Source organism: Paraburkholderia sp. GV068 (assembly GCF_003058125.1).
GTDB lineage: Bacteria > Pseudomonadota > Gammaproteobacteria > Burkholderiales > Burkholderiaceae > Paraburkholderia > Paraburkholderia graminis.
Genome location: NZ_QBUB01000011.1, coordinates 175,412 through 198,111, shown reverse-complemented (window position 1 = coordinate 198,111; position 22,700 = coordinate 175,412). Strand labels below are relative to the sequence as shown.

Here is a 22,700-nt window from a genome sequence, read left to right as displayed (position 1 = left end):
AGCGATATGGGAAGCACATACGGCTCTTTCGACGCGTCGGCGCGGTAACATGCACGGTTGAACCGCCGCGGCGATGCGCCGAGTCGAATCGCGCGCGCCATGCGGCAACGCAATCGAATGCAAATGGAGGCACAGTGATCAGGTTTCTGCACACCGCGGACTGGCAGATCGGCACGCAGTTCGGCCAGTTCGAGCCGGACGAGGCCGCGCATCTCGCGCAGGCGCGCTTCGACACGGTGCGCCGCATCGCGGACGAAGCCACCGCGCGCAAGGTCGATGCCGTGCTCGTGGCCGGCGACGTATTCGATCTGCAAACCGTGTCCGACACGGTGATCCGGCGTCTGTTCGCCGCGCTGCAGGCGTTCGCCGGTCCGTGGATCATGCTGCCAGGCAATCACGACGCGGCGCTCGTCGAAAGTGTATGGACGCGCGCGCAGCGCCTGAACTGCGTGCCGCCGAACGTGCGCATCGTGCTCGAGCCTGGCGTCGTGTTGCTCGACGCATGCCGCTGCGCGCTCCTGTGCGCGCCGCTCACCCAACGCATAACTTACGACGACACCACCGGCTTCTTCGATAGCGCCGAAACGCCGCCGGGTTATCACCGCGTCGGCCTCGCGCACGGCAGCGTGAGCGGCATCCTGCAGGAAGGCATCGACTCGTCCAATCCCATTTCGCCGACGCGCGCCGCGAGCGCGCGCCTCGACTATCTGGCGCTCGGCGACTGGCATGGCCACCTTCGCGTCGACGATCGCACGTGGTACGCGGGCACGCACGAGCAGGACCGTTTTCGCGCGAACGATCCGGGCTTCGTGCTCGATGTGAGCTTGAGCGAGCCGGGCGCGCGAGCCGTGGTGGAGGCCGTGCGGGTCGGTCAGTATCAGTGGCATCGGTGGGATGAAACGATCTCCGTGCCGACCGACGTCGACGCATTGAAGGCGCGCCTCGCCACGCTGAGCGGCAGCGACGTGCTGCGCGTCACGGTGAGCGGCACGGCCGCGCTCGCCGATGCAGAAGCGCTCCACGTCGCCGTCGAGGAAACCCGCGCGCGCGTGCGCGCATTGCGCGTCGACATGAGCGCGTTGCAAGTGCTGCCCACCACCGAAGATCTCGCCGAACTCGGCGCGCAGAGCGGTTATCTGGCGAAAGTGGTCGCGCGTCTGCGCGGCCTGCAGGAAGACCCGCAATCCGATCCGCAACAGGTCCGGCGCGCGGCCGAGGCGTTATTGCTGCTGGCGCGTTTTCAACGTGAACTGCCGCGTGAGGCGAGGTCCGCATGAAGCTACAAAGCATCGCGATACAGGAATTCAAGCAGTTCACCGGACGGCTTTTTATCGACGACCTTCAGCCCGGACTCAATCTTTTTGTGGGACCGAACGAAGCGGGTAAGAGCACGATTGCCGAGGCCGTGCGCGCGGTGTTCCTCGAACGTTACAAGGCTTCGCACCTGAAGGATCTGTTGCCGTGGGGCAAGGCGAGCGGGCAGCCTTCCGTCGAAGTGAGCTTCGATCTGGACGGCGTTGCATGCCGCCTGTCGAAGCAGTTCGTCACGCGTCAGCGCTGCGAACTGAAGATCGGCCAAAGCGTGTACGGCGAGGACGAAGCGGAAGACAAGCTCGCGGCCTTGCTCGGCTTTTCGCGCGCCGCGCGCGGTCCGCTGAAGGCCGAGAACGCGGGCGTGCCCGGCTTGCTGTGGGTGCAGCAGGGCGGCACGCAGGAAATGCGCGATTCGACGGGACACGCGGCGCAGTATCTGCGCGATGCGTTGTCGCAATTGTCGGGCAGCCGCGAATCGGCGGGAGAGGACGCGTTGATCGCCGTCGTGCAGCGCGAGCTTCGGCAACTGCTGACCGCGCGCACGCAGAAGTCCACCGGTCCGCTCGCGGAAGCCGAAGCGGCGCTGAGCACATTGAGCGCCGAACGCGACGATCTTGTCCGGCAGCGCGAGCAGTTCGACGAAAACATCGCGCGTCTCGCCGCGCAGCAGGAAGCATTCGACGACGCGGAACGCAAGCGGCCCTGGGAGCTTCACGAGCAGAAGGCGCTGCTCGCGCAACAGCGCGCCGATGCCGCCGTGCAACTCGAGCGCGGCGTGCAGGATCTCGTGCAGGCGCTGAAGGTCGGCGAGGCGCAACTCGCGCTGTCGCTGCAGCAGGAACAGGCCGCGGTGGAACTGGAGACGGCCGTCGCGCGCGATCGTCAGCAACTCGACGCGGCGCGCGCCAATGTGTCCGCCGTCGAGACCGAACATGGGCAGGCGTCGAGCCGCGTCGTACAACTGGAGCAAGCCTCGGCCGATGCCAACCGCGCGCTCGAACTGGCCAACGCAGCGGTGAGCGCCGCGGATTTGCGCAGCCAGATCGGTCTTTATCGCGCCGAACTCGAACGGCTCGAAGCGGCGATCGGCGCGGCGAGCGAAGCGCACGAAGCGCTTGTCGAAGCGACACGCGCCGCGGCCGCGCTCGAAATCGACGAGACGAAACTGAAGCGCCTGGCTTCGCTCGATGCGTCGTTGACCGTGCTGCGCGCGCGCACCGAAGCGGCGATGACGCGTATCGAATACCGGTTGAACGGATCGATTACGGTCGGCGATGCGCGGATCGGCGGCGAGGGCGTGCTGCGTCTCGAAGAAGAAAAGCGCATTGGTCTCGGCGAACTCGGCGAACTGCGCGTGATTCCCGGCGTCTCCGATTTGCCCGCGCGACTGTCCGAACTCGCGGCGCTCGAAGCGCAGCATGCGCAGTCGTTGCAGGCGCTCGGCGTGGCGTCGCTCGCGCAAGCCGAACAGAGGCATGAGCAGTGGAAGGCGCTCGTCGCGCAGCAGACGAGTCACGCGAAGGTGCTCGACGCGCATGCGCCGCACGGCATCGACGCGTTGCGCGCGGCGTCGGCTTCGGCGAGTGCGCGCTTGCAGGCCGCGAACGAACGGCTCGCGGGCTTGCCCGATGTCTCGTCGGCGTTGCCGCTCGACGAAGCGCGGCGCAACGCCGACCTTGCGCGCGCCGCGTTGGAAAGCGCCCGCAAGCTGTTGAACGATGCCGCGGAAAAGCGTTCGACCGGCATTGCCACGGCCGAATCGCTCGCGCTTCAATTGCAGCGCAAGGAAGCGCAGTTGAGCGACGCGGCGTTTTGCAGCAACCGCGCGCAATGGCAGGCGAAGATTGTCGAACAGCGCGTGCAGGTCGAGGCGCTGACGAAGCAGCGCGAAGGACGCGAGCGCGAACTCGAGGCCGCGCGTCTGGACGATCCCGCCGCCGAGGCGCAGCGTTATCGCGCGTCTGCGCAGCTCGCGCGTCAGGAGCAGCATGAGCGGCAGGTGCGCATTGCGCATCTGCGCAGCCAGTTGGAGACCGTCGGTGCATCGGGACTCGGCGAGCGGCTCGCCGCGCTCGAGGCAAAGATCGAGCAGGCCACGCGCCGCAAGGACGAATTGAGCTTGCGCGCCGGTGCGTTGAGTCTGCTCGATGAAGTGCTCGTCGCCGAACGCGATGCGGCGGTCGCGCAACTGCGCGCGCCGTTGACCGAGCGCCTCGGCCATTATCTGAAGCGGATTTTCCCGCAATCGACGATTGCGCTCGGCGACGACCTGAGTCCCGCGACGCTCGACCGCTACGGCCGCGCCGATACGCTCGACGCGTTGAGCTTCGGCACGCGCGAACAGCTCGGCATTCTCACGCGGCTCGCGTACGCGGATCTATTGAAGGCGTCGGGCCGGCCGACGCTGCTCATGCTCGACGATGCCGCCGTGCATACCGACGCCGCTCGCCGCGACGCGATCAAGCGGGCGTTGATCGACGCGGCGTCGCGGCATCAGATACTCGTGTTCACCTGTCACCCCGAGTTGTGGGACGACCTGGGCGTGAGGCAGCGGGCCATCGACGATATCAAGGCGGCGGCGTGACCTTTGCTCTTTCTACTCTACAGGCCGCGCTCATTGATACCAGCGCGGCGTATAGACCCATTGCGCGCCTTTGCTAAAGCGGCGCGTCGTTGACGAGCCGACGATCACCATCGTGCGCATGTCGACATCGGCGGAATGCAGTTCGGCTAGCGTGACCGTGCGCAGCGTGCCGCCCGGTCTGCCGATGTCGCGTCCGAGCACGACCGGCGTATCGGCCGCGCGGTATTCACGCACGATGTCGAGCGCCTTGTCGAGTTGCCACGGACGGGCGCGCGAAATCGGGTTGTAGAACGCCATCACGAGGTCCGCTTGCGCTGCATGCCGCAAGCGTTTTTCGATGATGCTCCACGGCTTCAGATTGTCCGACAGCGACAGCATGCAGAAGTCGTGGCCGAGCGGCGCACCCGCTTGCGCGGCGGTGGCGAGCGCGGCCGATACGCCCGGCACGATGCTGAGTTCGACGGCGGCCCACGCGTTGTTGTCCGACGCGTCGAGCGCTTCGAGCACGGCCGCGGCCATCGCGAACACGCCGGGGTCGCCGGACGACACCATCACCACCGAGCGTCCCTCGCTCGCGAGTTCGAATGCATGGCGCGCGCGCTGCATTTCCTCGCGGTTGTCGGTCGCGTGCACACGCTGATCGGCGCGCAGCGGGCCGGCCATTTTCACGTAGGTCTCGTAGCCGAGGATGTCGGTGGCTTCGTCGAGCGCGTTGCGCGCGGCGGGCACCATGAGATCGGCGCTGCCGGGGCCAAGGCCGATCACCGTGAGGCGGCCGCGCGCGCGGCCTATCGTGCGGGGATCGATCGCCAACGGCGATAGGGCGAGTGCGACGCCTTGGGCGTGGTCGTCGTTGAGCGTTTCGTAAGGGATGCGCAATGCGGCGTTTAAGAGCGTGTGCAGCACGCTCGCCGATGAGCGGTCGTCTGCGGAACGAGGTTCGACAAAACGCAGCGGCACGTTCAGGCTTGCGGCGGCTTCGGCCAACGCCGCGTGCGCCATATCTTCCGACGACGCCACCAACGCCGCGAGCGAAAGCGGAGCAAGCCCGTGCGCCTCAAGTGAAGCGCGCACGCGAGCGACAATCTCCGACGCTTCTCCCAACGCCACCGCCGCAACCACGCTGCGTGGATGAATCACAAGCTCATCCTCGCGCCCATTCCACGCGTGCGGCGTCACGCGAATCGCGAGCCGCGCGGATGCGGAACGCGGCAGTTGCGCGTCGTCGAGCCACGGCGCGTCGCCTTCGACGCGCGTGCTTTCGCCCGCCAGCAGATCCGACACGAAGCGCTTGCCTTGGCCTATATCGGCGAGCGCGTAGCCTTCGGGCGGATTCAGCACGCAGGTGCCGAACCTCAGTTCTCCGCTCGTCGTGATGGCGGGCGACACACCGAGCGCGGCCGCGATGTCGCGCGCCATCACGTTGACGCCGGCAAGGCCGCCGAGCAGCGGCACGACCGCGCTGCCGTCTTCGGCGACGGCCAGCACCGGCGGCTCCGCGCCCTTGTTCGACAAGAGCGGCGCGACGCAGCGAATCACGATGCCGGCCGCGCACAACGCGATGATCGGCGTGCCGCTCGCGTACAGCTCGCGCAGATGCGCGCCGAGTTCGCTATAAGCGACGTCGGCTTGCACGCGTCCTTGCAGCGCATGCACCTGCGAACCGGCCGTGAGCGCCTGAATGCGCCGCGCCGTGTCCAACGCGCCCACGCCCAGAATCACGATGGCGGGCGGCATCATCCTTGCCATTTTTCCCCCGGCACGACGAGCAGCGAGAAATACGGCGACGCCATCGGATCGACTTCGGCGAGCGGCACGATGCGCTGATTGCCCATCGTCGCGCGCTCGACGTACAGCGCGCGATGCGCGAGGCCGAGATCGCCGAGCACGCGCCGCACCTTGTCGAAGTTGCGGCCGAGTTTCATCACGACGGCGGCGTCGGCATCGGCGAGACGGCGGCGCAGTTCGTCTTCGGGCAGCACGCCCGACAGCACCGACAGGCTCTGGTTGCGATAGACGAGCGGCGCGCCGAGCACGGCCGCGCCGCCGAGCATCGAGCACACGCCCGGCACGACCTCGCTCTCGTAGCGCGCGGCGAGCCGGTCGTGCAGATACATATACGAGCCGTAGAAGAACGGATCGCCTTCGCAGATCACGGCGACGTCGCGCCCCGCGTCCAGATGTCCGCCGACGATCTGCGCGGCCGTGTCGTAGAAGTCCGCGATGATCGCTTCGTACGAAAGCGGCGGCTCGAGCGCCTCCGTTGTCACCGGATAGACGAGCGGCAGATGCTGCTGCGCGTCGTGCAAATGCGCCTTGATGATGCTGAACGCGTTGCCCTTCTTGCCCTTCGCGACGAAGTACGCGACCACCGGCGCGGCCTTCAGGAGACGCAGTGCTTTGAGCGTGATGAGTTCGGGATCGCCCGGACCCACGCCGAGTCCGAAGAGACGCCCTGCACGTTGCGGCGCGGCGGTCATTCGACCTCCGTCGCCAGCGCGTTGACCGCGGCGGCGGCCATCGCGCTGCCGCCGCGGCGGCCATGCACGACGACATACGGCACGCCGCGGCTGTCGCCCGCGAGCATGGCTTTCGATTCGGCCGCGCCGACGAAGCCGACCGGAAAGCCGAGAATCAGCGCGGGTTTCGGCGCGCCGGCATCGAGCATGTCGAGCAGATGAAACAGCGCGGTCGGCGCATTGCCGATCACGACGACGCTGCCCGCAAGACGCGGACGCCACAATTCGAGCGCGGCGGCCGAGCGCGTGTTGCCGAGTTCGCGCGCGAGGTCCGGCACCGCTTCGTGCGTGAGCGTGCAGATCACGTCGTTGTTCGCGGGCAGGCGCGCGCGCGTGATGCCTTGCGCGACCATGCCGGCGTCGCAGAGAATCGGCGCGCCTTGCGCGAGCGCGAGACGCCCCTCCGTGCCGGCATTCGGGGAGAACGCGAGATCGCCGATCACGTCGACCATCCCGCACGCGTGGATCACGCGCACCGCGAGCTTTTCGAGGTCGGCGGGGATGCGCGACAGATCGGCTTCGGCGCGGATCGTCGCGAAGGATTGGCGATAGATCTCCTGACCGTCGCGAATGTAATCAAGCATCGGTATCACTCATTTGAGTCGGGCATTCTGGTCGTGCGTCCTGGGCGTGCGTCTGTTCGGCTTGGGCGAGTTGCGCGAGGGTGTCGGCGGCTTGTGCGATCGTCAGTCGGCGCGCGACGCATTCGCCGAAACCCGGCTGTGCGTCGCGCCGGTAAACATCGTAGAGGCCGGGCGCCGCGGCAAGCAGCGTGAACGGCGCACAATGCGCGGCGGCGCAGGAGCGCGGGCAGCCGCTCAGGTGCACGTCGACGCCGGCGGGCAGGCGCGCGGCGAGTGCGAGCGCGTCGGCTTTGGTATCCGCGAGACTTTTTGCGCAGCCGGTGGAACCGGCGCACGCGATGAGGCGTGAAGCGGGGTCGTTGCGATCGCATGCAAAGCCCAGCGTTTTTAGCGCGGCAAGCACGGCGGGCACGGCATGTGTGGCGATGTCGGGCAGCAGAACGCTTTGCCACGGCGTGATGCGCAGCGTGCCGTTCGCGTGTTGCCGCGCCAGCGAAGCGAGGCCATGCAGCGCGGTTGCGTCGATGCGGCCGAGCAGCGGTTGACCGCCGACGTACCACGTTCCCGCGATACGCTGCGCGTGAGCGCCGACGCGCAGCGTGGCATCGGCGGGCGTGCTGCGTTGCCACTCGGCGAGCGCTGCGTCGCGCGTCAACGGGAAATCGACGTAGGTTTGCGCGTGTCGCAGGATTGCGTCGGCGGAATGTTCGGCGAGCAGGTGACGCATGCGGGTCGTGTCGGAGTCGGCGGCGAGATCGAGAAACGTATGCAGCAGCGCCCGCACCAGCGCCGGAACTTGCGACGGCAGCACGGCGGCGAGTGCGCCTGCATCAATCGTCGCCGAATTCGTCGCAGCAACCGGTGGACAACCGGCGAGGCCGAACACGAAGCGGATCTCGCCGGAACCACCCTGCGATGCCGCGAGCCACACGTCATGCGGATGATCGAGCCGCGCAAGACGCTCGCCGCCGTCGACGAGCAGTGCGAATTTCGGCGACAGCGCCGCGAAACGCGCGTCGCTTTGCAACAGCGCGAGCAGCGTCGCGCAAAGCGGCCTCGTGTCGAAGAGCGCGGAGGGGTCGCGCCCTGCGGCAGGGCTGATCATCACGTTGCGGATGTCGTCGGCGGCTGAAGCGGTGAGGGCGGCGGAAGAGTTCGCATCGGCCTCGGCGCGAGCATCAGCACGAGCCTCCGCCAAAGGCCCAAGCCCCGCATCGACCAGCGCCGCAATCAACGCCGCTTCCTCGCCGCCACGAACGCCGCGCAGTTGCAGATTCGCGCGGTTCGTCAACTCGATCACGCCCGCCGCGTGCCGCGTGCTCGCATCCGCGATTGCGTGCGCCTGAGCCGCGCTCAGTTCGCCGCCCGGCAGCTTGATCCGGCAGATGCCGCCGTCGCGCGCGGCGACGATCCGCGCGAGCCCCGGACACGCCGAGGGCCGCAGCGCGAAAGCCGCGTCAGGCAATACAGTGGCGGAGGGAGAAGCTCGATTCAAGACGGACACCGCGGTTAGCGTCGCGCGACGGCCCGAGCAAGCGATAAAGCGGCTTGGCTGCGGCATCGGTACACCCCGCCCGATGTTGGCTGGCACGAACAGTCTCGCCGGCAGGTCTCCTGGCTCGCAGGTCGTCGTCCGCCGCGGCCTTCCCGGTCGAACCAGTGGCGCTTAGCGCAGGCGGACTCGCTGCATACAGTTGCGGGGGCAGCCGCAGCGGCGATGGTTTCCCCGCTGTGTTCCCTCTTAGGCCCCGAAGGGCACCGGCGGCTGTATTATGCCTTTTTTCGGATAGCACAACGAGGCTGGACGCTTTGACCGGCGTGGCGCAGCGCATTGTTTTGAGAGACATCATGAGGAAGGATGCATGCCGGCGTGGCTGACGGTAGTGGGCATCGGCGACGACGGCTTCGCCGGTTTGGGACGGCCCGCGCGGCGTGCGTTGCTGGAGGCGTCGGCGATTTACGGCGGCGAGCGTCATCTGTCGATGCTGCCGGCGCGGCTCGCCGCGCGCCGCGCCGCGTGGCCGCGTCCGTTCGATCTCGCGCCGTTGCTCGCCGAGCGCGGCCGCTCCGTCTGCGTGCTGGCGAGCGGCGATCCGATGCTGTTCGGCGTCGGCGCGACGCTGGCCAGGCAGTTGCCCGCCGACGAGTTGCGCGTGCTGCCCGCACCTTCGTCGTTGTCGCTGGCCGCCGCGCGGCTTGGCTGGCCGTTGCAGGATGCGGCCGTCGTGTCGCTGGTCGGCCGGCCGCTGCCGATGCTGAACGCCCATCTGCATGACGGCGCGCGCGTGTTCGTGCTGAGCGCGGACGGCGGCACGCCTGCGGCGCTCGCCGCGCTGCTGAACGCGCGCGGCTTCGGCGCGACGCGCATGACCGTGCTCGAACATCTCGGCGGCGACGCGGAGCGGCGCATCGACGGCCGCGCGGATCAGTGGTCCGCGCGCGACGTTGCCGCGCTGAACCTGATCGCGCTCGAATGCCGCGCGACGGATGGCGCGCCGCGTCTGCCGCTCACTTGCGGCTTGCCCGACGACGCATTCCGCCACGACGGCCAGTTGACCAAACGCGATGTGCGCGCGATCACGCTCGCGCGCCTCGCGCCGACGCCCGGCGAATTGCTGTGGGACGTGGGCGCGGGCAGCGGCTCGATCGCCATCGAATGGATGCGCGCGCATCCGGCTTGCCGCGCGATTGCCATTGAAGCGCACGCGGAGCGGCAGCGCTTTATCGAACACAATCGCGATGCGTTGGGCGTGCCGGGGCTGCAACTCGTCGCGGGCCGCGCGCCTGAAGCACTCAACGGGCTGCCGACGCCGGATGCGGTGTTCATCGGCGGCGGCGTGACGGTGCCGGGTGTACTCGACGCGTGCTGGGCGAGTCTGCGCGACGGCGGCCGGCTGGTCGCCAACGCGGTGACGTTGCAAGGCGAGGCGGCGCTTGCCGCATGGCGCGAACAGCATGGCGGCACGCTGACGCGCATCGCGCTTGCCGATGCGCAACCGCTCGGCGGATTCGATACGTGGCGGCAGGCGTTGCCGATCACCTTGCTCGATGTGGTGAAGTCTTCAAGCGCCGAGCGCGCTGCAAGCCGCCCACAGCCCGAACGCTCCGCCTGACCGCGATGCGCGACGAAACCCCCGAACAACCCGCGCCGCTGCGCAGTGGCTACACGACCGGCAGTTGCGCCACCGCGACGTCGCTGGCGGCGGCGCGTCTGCTGCTCGCGGGCGTGGTCAGCGACATCGCCGAAATCGTGTTGCCGAAGGGCCAGCATGTGCCGATGCCGCTCGTGTTCTGCCGCCTGACCGACGACGGCGCCGAGGCCGGCACGATCAAGGACGCCGGCGACGATCCCGACGTCACGCACGGCGCCGTGGTGTTCGCGCGCGTGCGCCTCGTCGCGGAAGCGGGCGTGGTGTTTCGCGCCGGACCGGGCGTGGGCACCGTCACCCGCGCCGGACTGACGCTCGCGGTCGGCGAGCCGGCGATCAACCCCGTGCCGCGTCAGATGATGACCGCGCACCTCGCCGAACTCGCCGCCGAGCACGGCTATCGCGGCGGCTTCGAAGTGACGATCGGCGTCGAGGGCGGCGAAGCGCTCGCGCTCAAGACGATGAACCCGCGGCTCGGCATTCTCGGGGGCCTGTCGATTCTGGGCACGACCGGCATCGTGCGCCCGTTCTCGTGCTCGGCGTATATCGCGTCGATTCATCAAGGCATCGACGTCGCGCGCGCGAACGGCTATACGCATGTCGCCGCCTGCACCGGCAACGCCAGCGAAGACGCGATGCGCGCGCATTACGGCCTGCCCGACATCGCGTTGATCGAAATGGGCGATTTCGTCGGCGCGGTGCTCAAGCATATGAAGCGCGCGCCGGTCGAGCGCCTGAGCATTTGCGGCGGCTTCGGCAAGCTGAGCAAGCTCGCGGCGGGCCACCTCGATCTGCATAGCCGCAACTCGAGCATCGACCTCGAACGGCTCGCCGCATGGGCCGCCGAACACGGCGCCGACGACGCGTTGCAGGCCGCGATTCGCGCGGCCAACACGAGTCAGCAGGCCGTCGCGCTCGCGCATGCGCAACAGGTGCCGCTCGCCGACATCGTCTGTGAACATGCGCTTCGCGTGGCGCGCGAGATCGTGCCGCCGCAGGTGAGCGTCGAGACATTCGCGATCGACCGCCAGGGCAATCTGATCGGAGCGGCGCGATGACGCGGGTTCTTCTGCTCGGCGGCACGGGCGACGCGTTGCGCATCGCGCGGCAGCTTGCTGCGCACGACGTCTACAGTCTCGCCGGACTCGGCAAGGTGCCCGACGATCTGTGCTGCGCAGTGCGCGTGGGCGGCTTCGGCGGCAGTGAAGGGATGCAGCGCTATATCGAACAGGAAGCGATCGGCCTCGTGATCGACGCGACGCATCCGTACGCGGCGCAAATTAGCGCGAACGCGGCGCAGGCGGCCAGGTCCGCGCGCGTGCCGTGCTGGGCGCTGCGCCGGCCCGCATGGGAGCCGCAAGCCGGCGACGACTGGCGCATGGTCGATGACTGGGACGAACTCACGGCGGCGCTGGCGCCATTCGCGCGGCCGCTCTTCACGCTTGGACGCGAACCGCTCGCGCATCTTGACGAGATTCCCGCGCATCAGTTCTGGTTCGTGCGCTGTCTGGACTCGCACGCCGATACCGCACGCGCTCGCATACTCGCGGCGCGCGGACCGTTCACACTGGAAGGCGAACGCGCGCTGTTCGCGCTGCAACGCTTCGACGTGCTCGTCAGCAAGAATAGCGGCGGCAGCGCGACCGAAGCGAAGCTCGAAGTCGCACGCGAGCGCCGCTTGCCGGTCGTGATGCTGCGCCGGCCGTCATTGCCTGCGGTGGATCGCGAGTTTGACAGCGCAGCCAGTTTGCTCGAAGCGCTGCCTCGGTCGCACTGAATGGTCTGCATCAATCATGGAGCTTTGAATGACTGTGTTTTTTATCGGCGCGGGTCCTGGGGACCCCGAACTAATCACGGTGAAAGGGCAGCGCCTCGTGCGTCGTTGTCCGGTGATTCTGTATGCGGGTTCGCTGGTGCCGGCTGCGGTGCTGGAAGGACATTCGGCGGTCGAGGTCGTCAACACCGCCGAGCTCGATCTCGATCAGATCGTGGCCTTGCTGAAACGCGCACACGATAAAGGCCAGGACGTGGCGCGCGTGCATTCGGGCGATCCGTCGTTGTATGGCGCGATCGGCGAACAGATTCGCAGACTGCGCGAACTCGCGATTCCCTACGAGATCGTGCCGGGCGTGACGGCGACCGCTGCCAGCGCGGCCGCGCTCGGTTGCGAGCTGACGTTGCCCGGCGTTTCGCAGACGCTCATTCTCACGCGCTACGCGACGAAAACCGCGATGCCCGAAGGCGAGCAACTTGCCGATCTCGCGCGGCATCGTGCGACGATGGCGATTCACCTGGGCGTGCGGTACCTTGCGCGTATCGTCGACGAATTGCGGCCGCATTACGGCGGCGCGTGTCCGATCGCGGTGATCTATCGCGCGAGCTGGCCGGACGAAGAAAAGATCACCGGCACGCTCGACGATATTCTCGGCAAGGTGCAGTCGACGCAGATCGAGCGCACCGCGTTGATTCTGGTCGGCGACGTGCTGGCGGCGGAAGGGTTTGCCGACTCGACGCTGTACGCGAAGGGCTGACGCGTTGCGCATGGGCGGCGCGAAGCGGCGGCGTTGGCTTGCCGTCGCGCAGCTCGCATCGCAAAGCCTCAATCTTCCAGCGGCGCCAGCGCCTCCAGCGGCATCTTTTTCTCGGCGCCGATGTGGATCGCCGGCACCAGCGTCAGCAGCACGACCACAAAAATCGCAATCGCGAAGATCGACATGAACGTGAGGTGCAGCGATTGATGCAGCACCATGCGGATCGCGTCGCCGCCGCCGAAATTCGCCGCCTGATTTTGCAGCAGGCTTTTCAGTTGATCGGACCTGACGGCGGCGCTGCCTCCCGAATGACTCAGTCCGAAGTTGAGCACCGCGCCGAACAGCGTCGCGCCGAGCGTGCTGCCGAGATTACGCGAGAAGAGGTTCGACGCCGTGGCGCTGCCGCGCTCCTCCATCTTGACGATTTCCTGGATCAGGATGAGGCAACTGACGCTCGACGTGCCCATGCCGAACCCCATGATGAGCGAGCCGAACGCGGCGACGAGCGGCGAGCCGCCCGGCGCGAGAAACAGCAGCAGCACCGCGCCGACCGGAATGAACGCACTGCCGGCGATCAGCATGCGCCGCAGGCCGATGCGGTGAAACACCTTGGCGGCGAGCGTGGCGCCGACGGGCCAGCCGACCATCATCATCGTCAGTGCAAGGCCGGCGATCACGGGCGAGCGGTTCAGCACGCCTTGCACGTACATCGGCAGGAACGTGGTCGAGCCCATCAGGATCATGCCGGAGAGCAAGGTCGCGCCGTTGCACGCGGCAATCGGGCGGCGGCTCCACAGCGCGAACGAGATCATCGGCTCCCTGGCGCGGCGCTCTTGCGCGACGAACAGCAGCAGGCACACGACGAACGCCGCGCCGGCCATCGACGCATGCGCGAGGTCGTCGTCGCCCGCGTAGGTGAGCGCCGTCATCAACGCGGCGATGGCGGCCATGAAGAGCGCTGCGCCCGCGAAGTCGATGGAAGGGCGCGCGTGCCGCTCACCCTCGCGCAGGAACGCGATGAAGCCCGCAGCCGAGGCGAGGCCGATCGGCACGTTCATCCAGAAGATCCACGCCCACGACATGTTGTGGATGATGAAGCCGCCGACCATCGGCCCGACGACTGCCGAAATCGCCCACACGCTCGCGAGATAACCTTGCACCTTGCCGCGTTCGCGCGCCGGATACAGGTCCGCGACGATGGTCAGCGTGACCGGCTGGATCGCGCCCGCGCCGACGCCCTGAATCAGCCGGAATGCGATCATGGCCGGCATCGACCACGCGAAGCCCGCGAGCACGGAGCCGATCAGAAAGATCGCGATGCCCGCCAGCATGATCGGCTTGCGGCCGTAGAGATCGGCCAGCTTGCCGAACACCACGGTCATCGCCGTTTGAGCGAGCAGGAACGACGAGAAGACCCAGCTATACAGATGCAGATCGCCGAGTTGTGCGACGATCTGCGGCATGGCGGTGGATACGATGGTGGCTTCGATGGCGACCATCGCCATCGAAGCCATGACGGCGGCAATGACCAAAGGACGCGACGATTGCGGATGGCGGGACATGGGGCGAAGTTGGTATCAGAATAGTGGGTGCGTCTGCCAGGCGGTGCCTGGCTGATGCATGATGCACGGTCGGCGCTATGACGTCGGCGTGGCCGTTCGAGCGGCCGAAAGCGAGTATGCACCTTGCAGGGAATCTTCGCAGCGTAGTGCTGCAGTGAAGCGCTGCGTGCCGTCATGGCACAACGCTTGCGACTCCCGCAATTCTTTCGACACATGGAGGATCATTATGAGGATCGAATTCACCGGACGCCGTGAAGTGGTGGCGGCTGCGCGCGTCGCCTTCGAAGCCAATGTCGACGGAAAGGACGTCTGGTGCAGCGTATCGCTCGACGCGCTCAACGACCATTTCGGCAACGGCGGGCCGTCGGCGCACGATCTCGTGGGCACGTTCGAGGCGAACCGCGCGCAGATCGAAAACGCCACCAAGCGGGTGCTCGAAAAAAACGGCGGGCAATCGGTGGAACTCGAAACGCGCGATTTCGACAAGACGGGGCCGTGAGGTCGTCGTAGCGGGGCCGGCAATGCACCGGCTTTGACGGCGCGACGACGCGGCAAGGAGACGCCCGAGTCGCACTGGCGCGGCGCGTTGCGCGGCGGGCTCGGCGGCGCGTGCCCATCGCGTGGCAACGCGGCAACGCGGCAACGCGGTATAGTCGCGCGAATCCGTAGCGGCCATGCGATGCGCGCCGCGCAACTTCGAACCTTCGACTATCGGAGAGAACATCTTGCAGGAAATCATCGAGGGCTTGATCCGCTTTCAACGCGACGTGTTTCCGCAGCAAAGCGCTTTGTTCAAGCGCCTGTCCGCCGCGCAAAGCCCGAGCGCGCTGTTCGTGACGTGCTCGGACAGCCGCGTGGTGCCCGAACTGCTGACGCAGTCGGAACCCGGCGCGCTGTTCGTGATTCGCAACGCGGGCAATATCGTGCCGTCGTATGGTCCGGAGCCGGGCGGTGTGTCGGCGACCGTCGAATATGCCGTGGCGGTGCTCGGCGTGCGCGACATCGTGATATGCGGCCACTCGAATTGCGGCGCGATGACGGCGATCTCGAGCAACACGAACCTCGAACATCTGCCGGCGGTGGCGGGCTGGCTGCGTCACGCCGATGCCGCGAAGGCGATCAATGCGTCGCGCACCTATGAGTCGGCGGCGGAACGTCTCGACGCGCTGGTCAAGGACAACGTGGTGGCCCAACTGGCTAATATCCGCACGCATCCGTCGGTCGCGGTCGGGCTCGCGAACAAGACGCTGCAACTGCATGGCTGGCTCTTCCAGATTGAAAGCGGCGTGATGCTTGCACTCGATGGCCGCAGCGGTAAGTTTGTGCCCTTGCTCGAAAATCCGGACGTTTTTGCCGTGTGATTGGGCGGGGGATGCGGGCGGGGGCTTGCGCGCGCGCAGGCGTGCCTACTCCCGTGGCCCGTTGTAGCAGCGAAATGCCAGGCTGATACGCGGCCCGACGCGCTCGCCGAGCTTTGGAATGCCGTGGTCGTGCGTGAACTGCGACGCGTAGCTCATCACCAGACAGCTACCCGGCTCGAGGTCGACGTGCACCGCGCGGCCGGGGCCTTTCTTCGGGCGGATCGTCATGCGACGGGCAGCGCCGAGCGATACGATCGCGATCGGCTCGCCGCGCACCAGGTTCGCCGTCTTGTCGCTGTGCGGCGCGACGCTGTCGTGTTCGTCGCGATACAGGTTCAGACCCACGCGGTTAAACGGCGCGCCGACGAGCGAGCGCACGGCTTCGAACGCCTCGCCAAGCGGCGCCGGCAAGTCCGCCGATTCGCGCAGGAACGTGGCGATCAGCCGAGGCACGGCCACCTCGCGCTCGTACATCATCCGCTGATGGCTGCTCCAGCCGATGTTCTTCAGCGCCTCGCCGAACCACTGCTGCGCGAGCGCAAGCGGGACCAGGTCGGGCAGATAACGCATTCCGCCTTCGTTGTCGCTAAACAGGGTAACGGGCTCGGGGGCAAACAGGCCTTGCTGGGACACCATGATTCAACGCCGGGCGCGCAGGCCCCGGCCAGGAAATGACGGGTTCATGCGTGTCATTATACTGTGTTTTTATACAGTGTTTCTACGTCCCGGGAGTCTGCCGCCAGCCTCTGGTCTCCTCGCGCTGCGGCGAACTCACTCGCCGGGGCTATACAGGTCCAGCAGTTTCAGCGTCACGCCGTTCGTCCAGCCAAAGCCGTCCTGAAGCGGATATTCGCCTCCGCCGCCACCGCCAGTGCCCGCGCCTTCCACTACGTATTTCTCGACGAGCTTCTTGTCCGACGCATAGACGCCTTTCACGTCGGCGAGAAAGCGCGTGCCGATCTGCTGCGCGAGCGCGTCCTGGCCATAGCGCTTCAAGCCCTGGATCGCGACCCAGTGCAACGGCGCCCAGCCGTTCGGCGCATCCCACTGCTGCGTGGTGTTGTAGGTCGTGGTGACGAGGCCGCCTGGCTGCAACAACGTCGATTGCACCTGCTGCGCGGTCTTTTTCGCGCGATCCGGCCACGCGGCGCCGACGAACAGCGGGAACACCATCGCCGCGGTTTTGTTGTCGCGCGGTTTGGCGAGTTGCCAGTCATAGTCGCCGTAGTAGCCGTTCGCGTTCCACAAGTAGCGATTGATGCCGAGCGCGCGCTTCGCCGCGCGTCCCGCGAATTCGCCGACACAGCGGAAATCGCGCGTCTCGCCGCAGCCCTTCGCGATGGTGATTTCCAGGTGGAACATCAGGCTGTTCAGATCGACGGGGATGATCGACGTGGTGCGCACCGTCGCGAGCGTCATGTTGTCGCCGAACCAGCGGGAGCTGAAATCCCAGCCGCTTTCGGCGGTGGCGCGCAGTTCGCGGTAGACGTCGTTCGGATTGCGCCCGGGTGCCTTTTGCGCGGTCTGAATGTCCTCAAGATAAGACTCGTCGCGAGGCGTGTCGAGCTCGTCCCAGTAGCGGTTCAGCACCGTGCGATCGGGCATCACGACCACGTTGCGCGTCGCCGATCCGGCCGGCGTCGAGCTTTCGCCCTGCATCCAGTAGCCGTATTCCTTGCGCAGCGCCGGCAGGTACTTCTGATAGACGCCGCGTCCTTCCACCTTGGCCGCGAGTTCGACCATATGCGAGAAGAAGGGTGGCTGCGAGCGGTCGAGGTAGTACGTGCGATTGCCGTTAGGAATATGGCCGAACGTGTCGATCATGTACGCGAAGTTGTCGAGCATGTTGTCGACGAGATCTTCGCGGCCCGCTTCCTGAAGGCCCAGCATCGTGAAGTAGGTGTCCCAGTAGTAGCCTTCGCGAAAGCGTCCGCCGGGCACCACGTACGGCTTCGGCAAGGGAATCAGTGAGCTGTTCGGCGGCGCGCTCATGGTCGTGCGTGTGAGCGCGGGCCACAGCCAGTTGATGTGCTCACGCAGCGTCTGATTCGCGGGCGGCGTGATGACCGGCTCGCTCGGCGGCGTGAAGTACTGATTCACGAAGTTCGCGAGCGAGAAGCCGGGCTTGCTCCTCTGCTGGTGATAAAGCTGCACGATTGCGGCGGGATCCGCATTCGGCGTTGCATCGACGAAGGTCTTCTGGTCCGGATAGATCTGCGCCGTTTGCACGGCCACGAACAGGTCGCCATAGAGTATGTCCGGCGCGGGCGGCAACGTGCCGCCGACCTGCGTGTCGGCGTGACAGACGGACGACAGTCCGATTAGTAAAGCGAAGCTCGACACGGCGGCCGCGCGATGCAGGTACTTGAACCGCGCGGCGGGAAGGGAAGGCTGCGATAAAAAAGCGGGGAAACCGGCGACGCCGGGCGCGCGTCCGGCACAGCGAATGCTGCGCGCTTGCGATGACACAATCATGTCTCCTCCTGAGGAATGGACAACAGGATTGGTCGCCTCTCACGCCCTCTCTTTTGATGACTAGCCGTGATGATTCTTTTGGGGCGTGGCTAGCATGGCATAAAACAGACGGCGCTTCAAACTATGCGGGACGAATGGGTGCACAGCGTTCTGATGAGGTGTCGCGAGCGCTTGCTGGCCGCGCACTCTGATTAGTTCGGATCGCGAATTAGTTAATGCTTAAATCGACGCCGTTACTGTCCGCGATGCGGAGCTAAGCGCGCCGGCGTGTTTCAGATTATCCCTTGATTCACGGGCTAATCTGTTTCTGAAGCATGAAAGAAACCTTCGCTCACGCACCCAACCAGCGTGCAACAACCGGCATCAGCACAGGAACCACGAACGCGGTGAACACGCCGTTAAGCCCCATGCCGAGCCCTGCAAACGCGCCCATCTGCTCGCTGACCTGGAAGGCGCGCGCCGTGCCGATGCCATGCGACGCAATGCCGAGTGCGAAACCGCGCACTTCGGGTTCTGCGATCTTCAGCGCGTTGAGGATGGCCCGCGCGAAGACCGCTCCGAAGACGCCCGTCGATATAACGAGCACTGCGGTCAGCGACGGAATCCCGCCGATTTCGGACGCGACGGCCATCGCGATCGGCGTCGTCGCGGATTTGGGTGCGAGCGACGCGAGCGTTTGATGCGATGCGCCGAACAGCGCGGCCACGCCGATCGCCGACACGATCGCGGTCAACGAGCCGGCGACGAGCCCGCCTAACAGCGGCAACGCATAGCGCCGCAGCTTCGGCCACTGACGATAGAGCGGCAACGCGAGCGCGACCGTCGCGGGACCGAGCAGGAAGTGCACGAACTGCGCGCCCTCGAAATACGTCGCGTACGGCGTGCCCGTGATTTCGAGCACCGCGACCAGCAGCGCCACCGCGATCAACACCGGATTGGCGAGCGGATTGAAACGCGCCTTCGCATACAACGTCTGCGCGATCAGATACGCGATCAACGTGATGGTGAGGCCGAGCAGCGGGCTTGCCGCAAGATAGACCCAGATCGCGCCGAGCTTGGGTAACGCGGTCATTGTGCGGCCTCCGTATCGGCGCGATCGTGTGGTTGCCGGCGCTGCTGCCGGCGCATCAACGCGCGGGTGACGAGCGCGGCCGCTGCAATCGCCAGCGTCGTGCTGACGGCAATCGAGACGATCACCGCAACGGCATCGCCGCGAATGCGGCTTGCCGACACCATGATGCCGACGCCTGCAGGCACGAACAGCAGCGACAGATGCCGCAGCAATTCGAGCGCGGTCGGCTCGATTGCGTCCGCCGTTTGCGGGCGCATCATGATGAAGCCGAACAGCAACAGCATGCCGATCACCGGGCCGGGCACCGGCAAGTGGAATACGTAAGACACGCCTTCTCCAAGGCATTGAAATAGAAGCAGGGCGGCGAGCGCTCCCAGCATGTCGATCTCCAGCGCACAAAACGGAAATGCGGCCATTGTGTACCATGCCGATAATTTCGTGGTTCGCGCGAGCGCATTGCCGCGAGTCTCGCTGCTCGGCAGTGCGCTATCGGCTACTTCAACCTGGATGACGCCCATGCAAATCGAACCGTTTCATATCGCCGTGCGTGATGCCGACATCGACGATCTTCACCGACGTATCCGTGCAACGCGCTGGGCGCCCGCGACGCCGTCGCCCGCGTGGCAGCAGGGTATCGATCCTGCATGGCTGCGCGAGTTCGTCGACTATTGGGCGAACCGGTTCGACTGGCGCGCCGCCGAGCAGCGCCTGAACCGGCAGCCGCAATTCATCGCCGATGTGCAGGGACAGCGCGTGCATTTCATTCATCGGCGCGGCGTGGGTCACGCGCCTTATCCGCTCGTCGTCACGCATGGTTGGCCCGGTTCGTTTGTCGAGTTCGAGGCGCTGCTCGAACGGCTCTGCGATCCCGCGGCGTTCGGCGGAGATCCCGCGGATTCGTTCGATGTGGTCGTGCCTTCGCTGCCTGGCTTCGCGTTTTCGCCGGCGCCCGCGCAACCCGGCACGTCGGCGTTTCAGGTCGCGAATCTTTGGGTGTCGCTGATGAGCGGCCTCGGTTATCGGCGCTTCGGCGCGCAAGGCGGCGACCTTGGCGCGGGCGTATCGCTTGCGCTGGCGGCGCGGCATCCGCAGGCTGTCGACGGCGTTCATTTGAACTTCCTGCCGAGTTCCTACGAGCCGGCAATCGGCGCGGCGCAACGACCGTTGACCTCGGAAGAAGAGCGCTTTTTGCGCGAGAAAAACGACTGGGCCGCACTCGAAGGCGGCTATGCCCACATGCACGCGACGAAGCCGCTGACGCTCGCCGCCTCGCTGAACGATTCGCCGGTTGGACTCGCCGCCTGGATCGCCGAAAAATTTCGCGCGTGGAGCGATTGCGAAGGCGACGTCGAGCGCGTGTTTTCGAAGGACGAGTTGCTGACCAACATTTCGCTTTACTGGTACACGCAATGCATCGGGCCGGCCATACAGATGTATTGGGAGAACCGCCTTCAACCGATGCGTTTTGCCGAAGGCCAGCGTGTCGTGCCGCCCGTCGGCTTTGCGCGCTTTCCGAAAGAGATCAGCCATCCGCCGCGCAGTTGGCTCGAACGAACCTTCAACGTCGCGCAGTGGGCGGACATGCCGGGCGGCGGCCATTTCGCCGCGATGGAGAAGCCCGACCTGCTGGCCGCCGAGATCCGCAGCTTCTTCAGACCGCTACGCACGTAGCGCGTCAAATCGTGCCGAACAGCGCGCGCGGACGATCTTTCAGCGTGCCCGCCAGCAAGCGCAACGCGCTGACGAGCTGATCGCGGTTCGCGGCGCAGGCGAGGTTGGATACGTTGCTCAGCGCCGCGCCAATTCCCCGGTCTCAAGCTCCGAGAAAAAGTAGACATAGAACACCTTGACACCGCGCGCCGAGTCTCTATAGTTCACCACATGGTGAAGTCTCCTGTCAGTCAACTCGATCGTACGTTTTCCGCGCTGGTGGACCCCACGCGGCGGGCCATCCTCGCCCGCCTCGAGCGGGAGCCGGGCCTGTCCGTCACGGAAATCGCACGCCCATTGCCGCTCAAGCTGCCCGCCGTCATGAAGCATCTCGACGTGCTGAGCGACGCCGGGCTCATCACGCGCGCCAAGCATGGGCGGACCGTGTCGGTTGACCTGGTGGCCGGCCCAATGGAAGAGGCGATGGCGTGGCTCAAACGCTATGAGCGCTTTTGGTCCGCGAGCCTCGACCGGCTCGCCGATTTTGTCGAAGGAGAGGAGTGAATATGCAGAAGCCGAGCCTGACGATCGTGCGGCGCCTGAAGGCGCCGCCGCAGAAAGTCTATGCCGCGTGGACGAGACCGGAGTTGATGGCGCGCTGGTGGGGCCCCGACGCCGGGCCGGTGCTGAGCGCCGAAGCCGATCCGCGCGTGGGCGGCCGTTTTCGCGTGGTGTTCCAGACGCTCGACGGCGAAACGCATGATTGCCGCGGCGAATATCAGGAAGTCGAGGCCAACCGCAAGCTCGTGTTCACGTGGCAGTGGGTGACGCTGCCCGAGCGCCGCTCGCTCGTGACGATCACGTTTCGTCCCGTCGACGAAGGCACGGAAATGAATTTCACGCACTCGCAGTTCTTCGACGAAGCCGCGCGCGATGGTCACGATGCAGGCTGGAAAGGCGCGTTCGAGAAGCTCGATGCATTGATCGCGGAACTCGGCGGCACGGGAATTTAAAGCGCTTGAAGAGGCAACATCGAATGGAGTGAACTCACACGGAGACGTCACATGCAGCTTTATTATTCAGAAACGCTGGCCCCTCGCAAGGCTTGCGCAGTTGCGCGTTATTTAGGGTTGCCAATCGAATATGTTTTCGTTGACCTCGGCAAAGGCGAGCACGTTGCGCCCGCTTATCTGGCGATTAATCCGAACGGCAAAGTGCCGTGCCTCGTCGACGGAGAGCGAAGCATCTGGGAAGCCGACGCGATCATTTGCCATCTCGCGCAACGTGCGCAATCGCCGTTGTGGCCGCAGAACGCCGAGCAGCAGACAGACGTGCTGCGCTGGCTGAGCTGGAATAGCCAGCATTTTTATCGCCACGGCGGAACGCTTTACTTCGAGCACCTGATTAAGCCCGCTATTGGACTCGGCGGACCCGACAGCGCGAAGGTCGCCGAAGCGCAAGGCTGGTTTCGCAAGCACGCAGCGGTGTTGGACCGGCATCTCGAGAACCGGAAGTGGCTGCTCGGCGACGCGATGAGCATTGCCGACTTCTCGGTCGCCGTCACGTTGCCGTATGCGTCGCGCGCCGCGATGCCGCTCGGCGAGTTTCCGAGTGTCGTGCGCTGGCATGATCGGCTGAACGAACTGGAAGCGTGGCGCAATCCGTTTCCTTCGCGGCAGACCGAGGCGGCGGCAGCCTGAGCAAACGCATGGGCCGCGCGATCGTCGCCATGACCTATGACGATCGCGCGCGGCTCGGCTCTCCACCGAACCCGCCCGCTGGACTCAATAGCTAGTACAAATGCGCCACCGGTTTTCCAATCGGCTGGCTCATCTCCGCTTATCACATCCCGCACCCGGAAAATAAAAAATTTTCCGTAGTCCCGCGCGAAAATCCCGC

Annotated in this window: 21 protein-coding genes and 1 riboswitch; of the genes, 12 read left to right on the top strand and 9 right to left on the bottom strand. The window is 66.1% G+C overall.

Going from position 1 to position 22,700, the window contains the following annotated elements; all coding sequences use genetic code 11:
- Positions 1-134 precede the first annotated feature (134 nt).
- Positions 135-1,277 (top strand): DNA repair exonuclease, encoded by a 1,143-nt coding sequence (locus tag C8K18_RS22350; protein WP_107709852.1) that lies wholly within the window; start codon positions 135-137, stop codon positions 1,275-1,277.
- Complete coding sequence (locus C8K18_RS22345) at positions 1,274-3,898, top strand: AAA family ATPase (protein WP_107709850.1); 2,625 nt, start codon at positions 1,274-1,276, stop codon at positions 3,896-3,898. Before C8K18_RS22350 ends, C8K18_RS22345 begins: the two co-directional genes overlap by 4 nt.
- 30 nt (positions 3,899-3,928) lie before the next feature.
- On the opposite strand, the gene cobJ is transcribed toward C8K18_RS22345, so the two are convergent.
- The 4 genes from cobJ to cobG are packed head-to-tail and all read right to left on the bottom strand — an operon-like array spanning position 3,929 to position 8,505.
- Entirely contained in the window at positions 3,929-5,638 is a 1,710-nt protein-coding gene (cobJ, locus tag C8K18_RS22340; protein ID WP_107709848.1) for a precorrin-3B C(17)-methyltransferase, read from the bottom strand.
- Positions 5,635-6,378, bottom strand: a complete 744-nt coding sequence (locus C8K18_RS22335; RefSeq protein ID WP_107709845.1) for a precorrin-2 C(20)-methyltransferase — start codon at positions 6,376-6,378, stop codon at positions 5,635-5,637. The genes cobJ and C8K18_RS22335 overlap by 4 nt, the downstream gene beginning before the upstream one ends.
- Complete coding sequence (locus C8K18_RS22330; RefSeq protein WP_006047013.1) at positions 6,375-7,001, bottom strand: precorrin-8X methylmutase; 627 nt, start codon at positions 6,999-7,001, stop codon at positions 6,375-6,377. Before C8K18_RS22330 ends, C8K18_RS22335 begins: the two co-directional genes overlap by 4 nt.
- Positions 6,994-8,505, bottom strand: a complete 1,512-nt coding sequence (gene cobG / locus C8K18_RS22325) for a precorrin-3B synthase (RefSeq protein WP_181324939.1) — start codon at positions 8,503-8,505, stop codon at positions 6,994-6,996. Before cobG ends, C8K18_RS22330 begins: the two co-directional genes overlap by 8 nt.
- Positions 8,506-8,587: 82 nt before the next feature.
- Positions 8,588-8,779, bottom strand: a riboswitch (cobalamin riboswitch).
- Between the two features lie 84 nt (positions 8,780-8,863).
- On the opposite strand from cobG, the gene cbiE reads away from it, so the two are divergent.
- Genes cbiE through cobM form a run of 4 tightly spaced genes read left to right on the top strand, consistent with a single transcriptional unit; the run spans position 8,864 to position 12,681 of the window.
- On the top strand, positions 8,864-10,114 hold the full coding sequence (gene cbiE, locus C8K18_RS22320) for a precorrin-6y C5,15-methyltransferase (decarboxylating) subunit CbiE (RefSeq protein WP_107709841.1): 1,251 nt from the start codon (positions 8,864-8,866) through the stop codon (positions 10,112-10,114).
- Between the two features lie 5 nt (positions 10,115-10,119).
- Positions 10,120-11,208: a cobalt-precorrin-5B (C(1))-methyltransferase gene (locus C8K18_RS22315; protein WP_107709839.1), complete on the top strand. Its 1,089-nt coding sequence runs from the start codon at positions 10,120-10,122 to the stop codon at positions 11,206-11,208.
- Entirely contained in the window at positions 11,205-11,927 is a 723-nt protein-coding gene (locus C8K18_RS22310) for a cobalt-precorrin-6A reductase (RefSeq protein WP_107709837.1), read from the top strand. The genes C8K18_RS22315 and C8K18_RS22310 overlap by 4 nt, the downstream gene beginning before the upstream one ends.
- A gap of 28 nt (positions 11,928-11,955) precedes the next feature.
- Positions 11,956-12,681 carry a precorrin-4 C(11)-methyltransferase gene (gene cobM / locus C8K18_RS22305; RefSeq protein WP_107709835.1) on the top strand — a complete coding sequence of 242 codons (726 nt, stop codon included), beginning with the start codon at positions 11,956-11,958 and terminating at the stop codon, positions 12,679-12,681.
- Between the two features lie 68 nt (positions 12,682-12,749).
- On the opposite strand, the gene C8K18_RS22300 is transcribed toward cobM, so the two are convergent.
- On the bottom strand, positions 12,750-14,243 hold the full coding sequence (locus tag C8K18_RS22300) for an MDR family MFS transporter (protein ID WP_053859149.1): 1,494 nt from the start codon (positions 14,241-14,243) through the stop codon (positions 12,750-12,752).
- 226 nt (positions 14,244-14,469) lie between these two features.
- Between C8K18_RS22300 and C8K18_RS22295 the strand changes: the two genes are divergently transcribed.
- Both C8K18_RS22295 and C8K18_RS22290 read left to right on the top strand, forming a co-directional pair.
- A complete protein-coding gene (locus C8K18_RS22295) occupies positions 14,470-14,742 on the top strand; it encodes a DUF1488 domain-containing protein (protein WP_006047020.1) in 273 nt (90 codons plus the stop codon).
- Between the two features lie 226 nt (positions 14,743-14,968).
- The gene (locus C8K18_RS22290) at positions 14,969-15,604 is read left to right on the top strand and encodes a carbonic anhydrase (protein ID WP_006047021.1); all 636 of its coding nucleotides are present in this window, start codon (positions 14,969-14,971) and stop codon (positions 15,602-15,604) included.
- A gap of 45 nt (positions 15,605-15,649) precedes the next feature.
- Here C8K18_RS22290 and C8K18_RS22285 read toward each other — a convergent pair whose 3' ends face one another.
- The 4 genes from C8K18_RS22285 to C8K18_RS22270 form a co-directional block, all read right to left on the bottom strand.
- A complete protein-coding gene (locus C8K18_RS22285; protein ID WP_006047022.1) occupies positions 15,650-16,240 on the bottom strand; it encodes an alpha-ketoglutarate-dependent dioxygenase AlkB in 591 nt (196 codons plus the stop codon).
- 135 nt (positions 16,241-16,375) lie between these two features.
- Positions 16,376-18,079, bottom strand: coding sequence for an alpha,alpha-trehalase TreA (gene treA, locus C8K18_RS22280; RefSeq protein WP_107709833.1), 1,704 nt, complete (start codon positions 18,077-18,079; stop codon positions 16,376-16,378).
- A 331-nt stretch (positions 18,080-18,410) separates the two neighbouring features.
- Positions 18,411-19,151, bottom strand: a complete 741-nt coding sequence (locus C8K18_RS22275) for an LrgB family protein (RefSeq protein WP_006047024.1) — start codon at positions 19,149-19,151, stop codon at positions 18,411-18,413.
- Positions 19,148-19,531 (bottom strand): CidA/LrgA family protein, encoded by a 384-nt coding sequence (locus C8K18_RS22270; protein WP_006047025.1) that lies wholly within the window; start codon positions 19,529-19,531, stop codon positions 19,148-19,150. The genes C8K18_RS22275 and C8K18_RS22270 overlap by 4 nt, the downstream gene beginning before the upstream one ends.
- 136 nt (positions 19,532-19,667) lie before the next feature.
- Here C8K18_RS22270 and C8K18_RS22265 point away from each other — a divergent pair, with 136 nt between their 5' ends.
- The 4 genes from C8K18_RS22265 (at position 19,668) to C8K18_RS22250 (ending at position 22,501) form a co-directional block, all read left to right on the top strand.
- Positions 19,668-20,822, top strand: coding sequence for an epoxide hydrolase family protein (locus tag C8K18_RS22265; protein ID WP_107709831.1), 1,155 nt, complete (start codon positions 19,668-19,670; stop codon positions 20,820-20,822).
- Positions 20,823-21,032: 210 nt separating this feature from the next.
- Positions 21,033-21,365 (top strand): helix-turn-helix transcriptional regulator, encoded by a 333-nt coding sequence (locus C8K18_RS22260; RefSeq protein WP_107709829.1) that lies wholly within the window; start codon positions 21,033-21,035, stop codon positions 21,363-21,365.
- 2 nt (positions 21,366-21,367) lie between these two features.
- Positions 21,368-21,814 (top strand): SRPBCC domain-containing protein, encoded by a 447-nt coding sequence (locus tag C8K18_RS22255; RefSeq protein WP_107709827.1) that lies wholly within the window; start codon positions 21,368-21,370, stop codon positions 21,812-21,814.
- A gap of 51 nt (positions 21,815-21,865) precedes the next feature.
- The gene (locus C8K18_RS22250) at positions 21,866-22,501 is read left to right on the top strand and encodes a glutathione S-transferase family protein (RefSeq protein WP_107709825.1); all 636 of its coding nucleotides are present in this window, start codon (positions 21,866-21,868) and stop codon (positions 22,499-22,501) included.
- Positions 22,502-22,700: the final 199 nt, after the last annotated feature.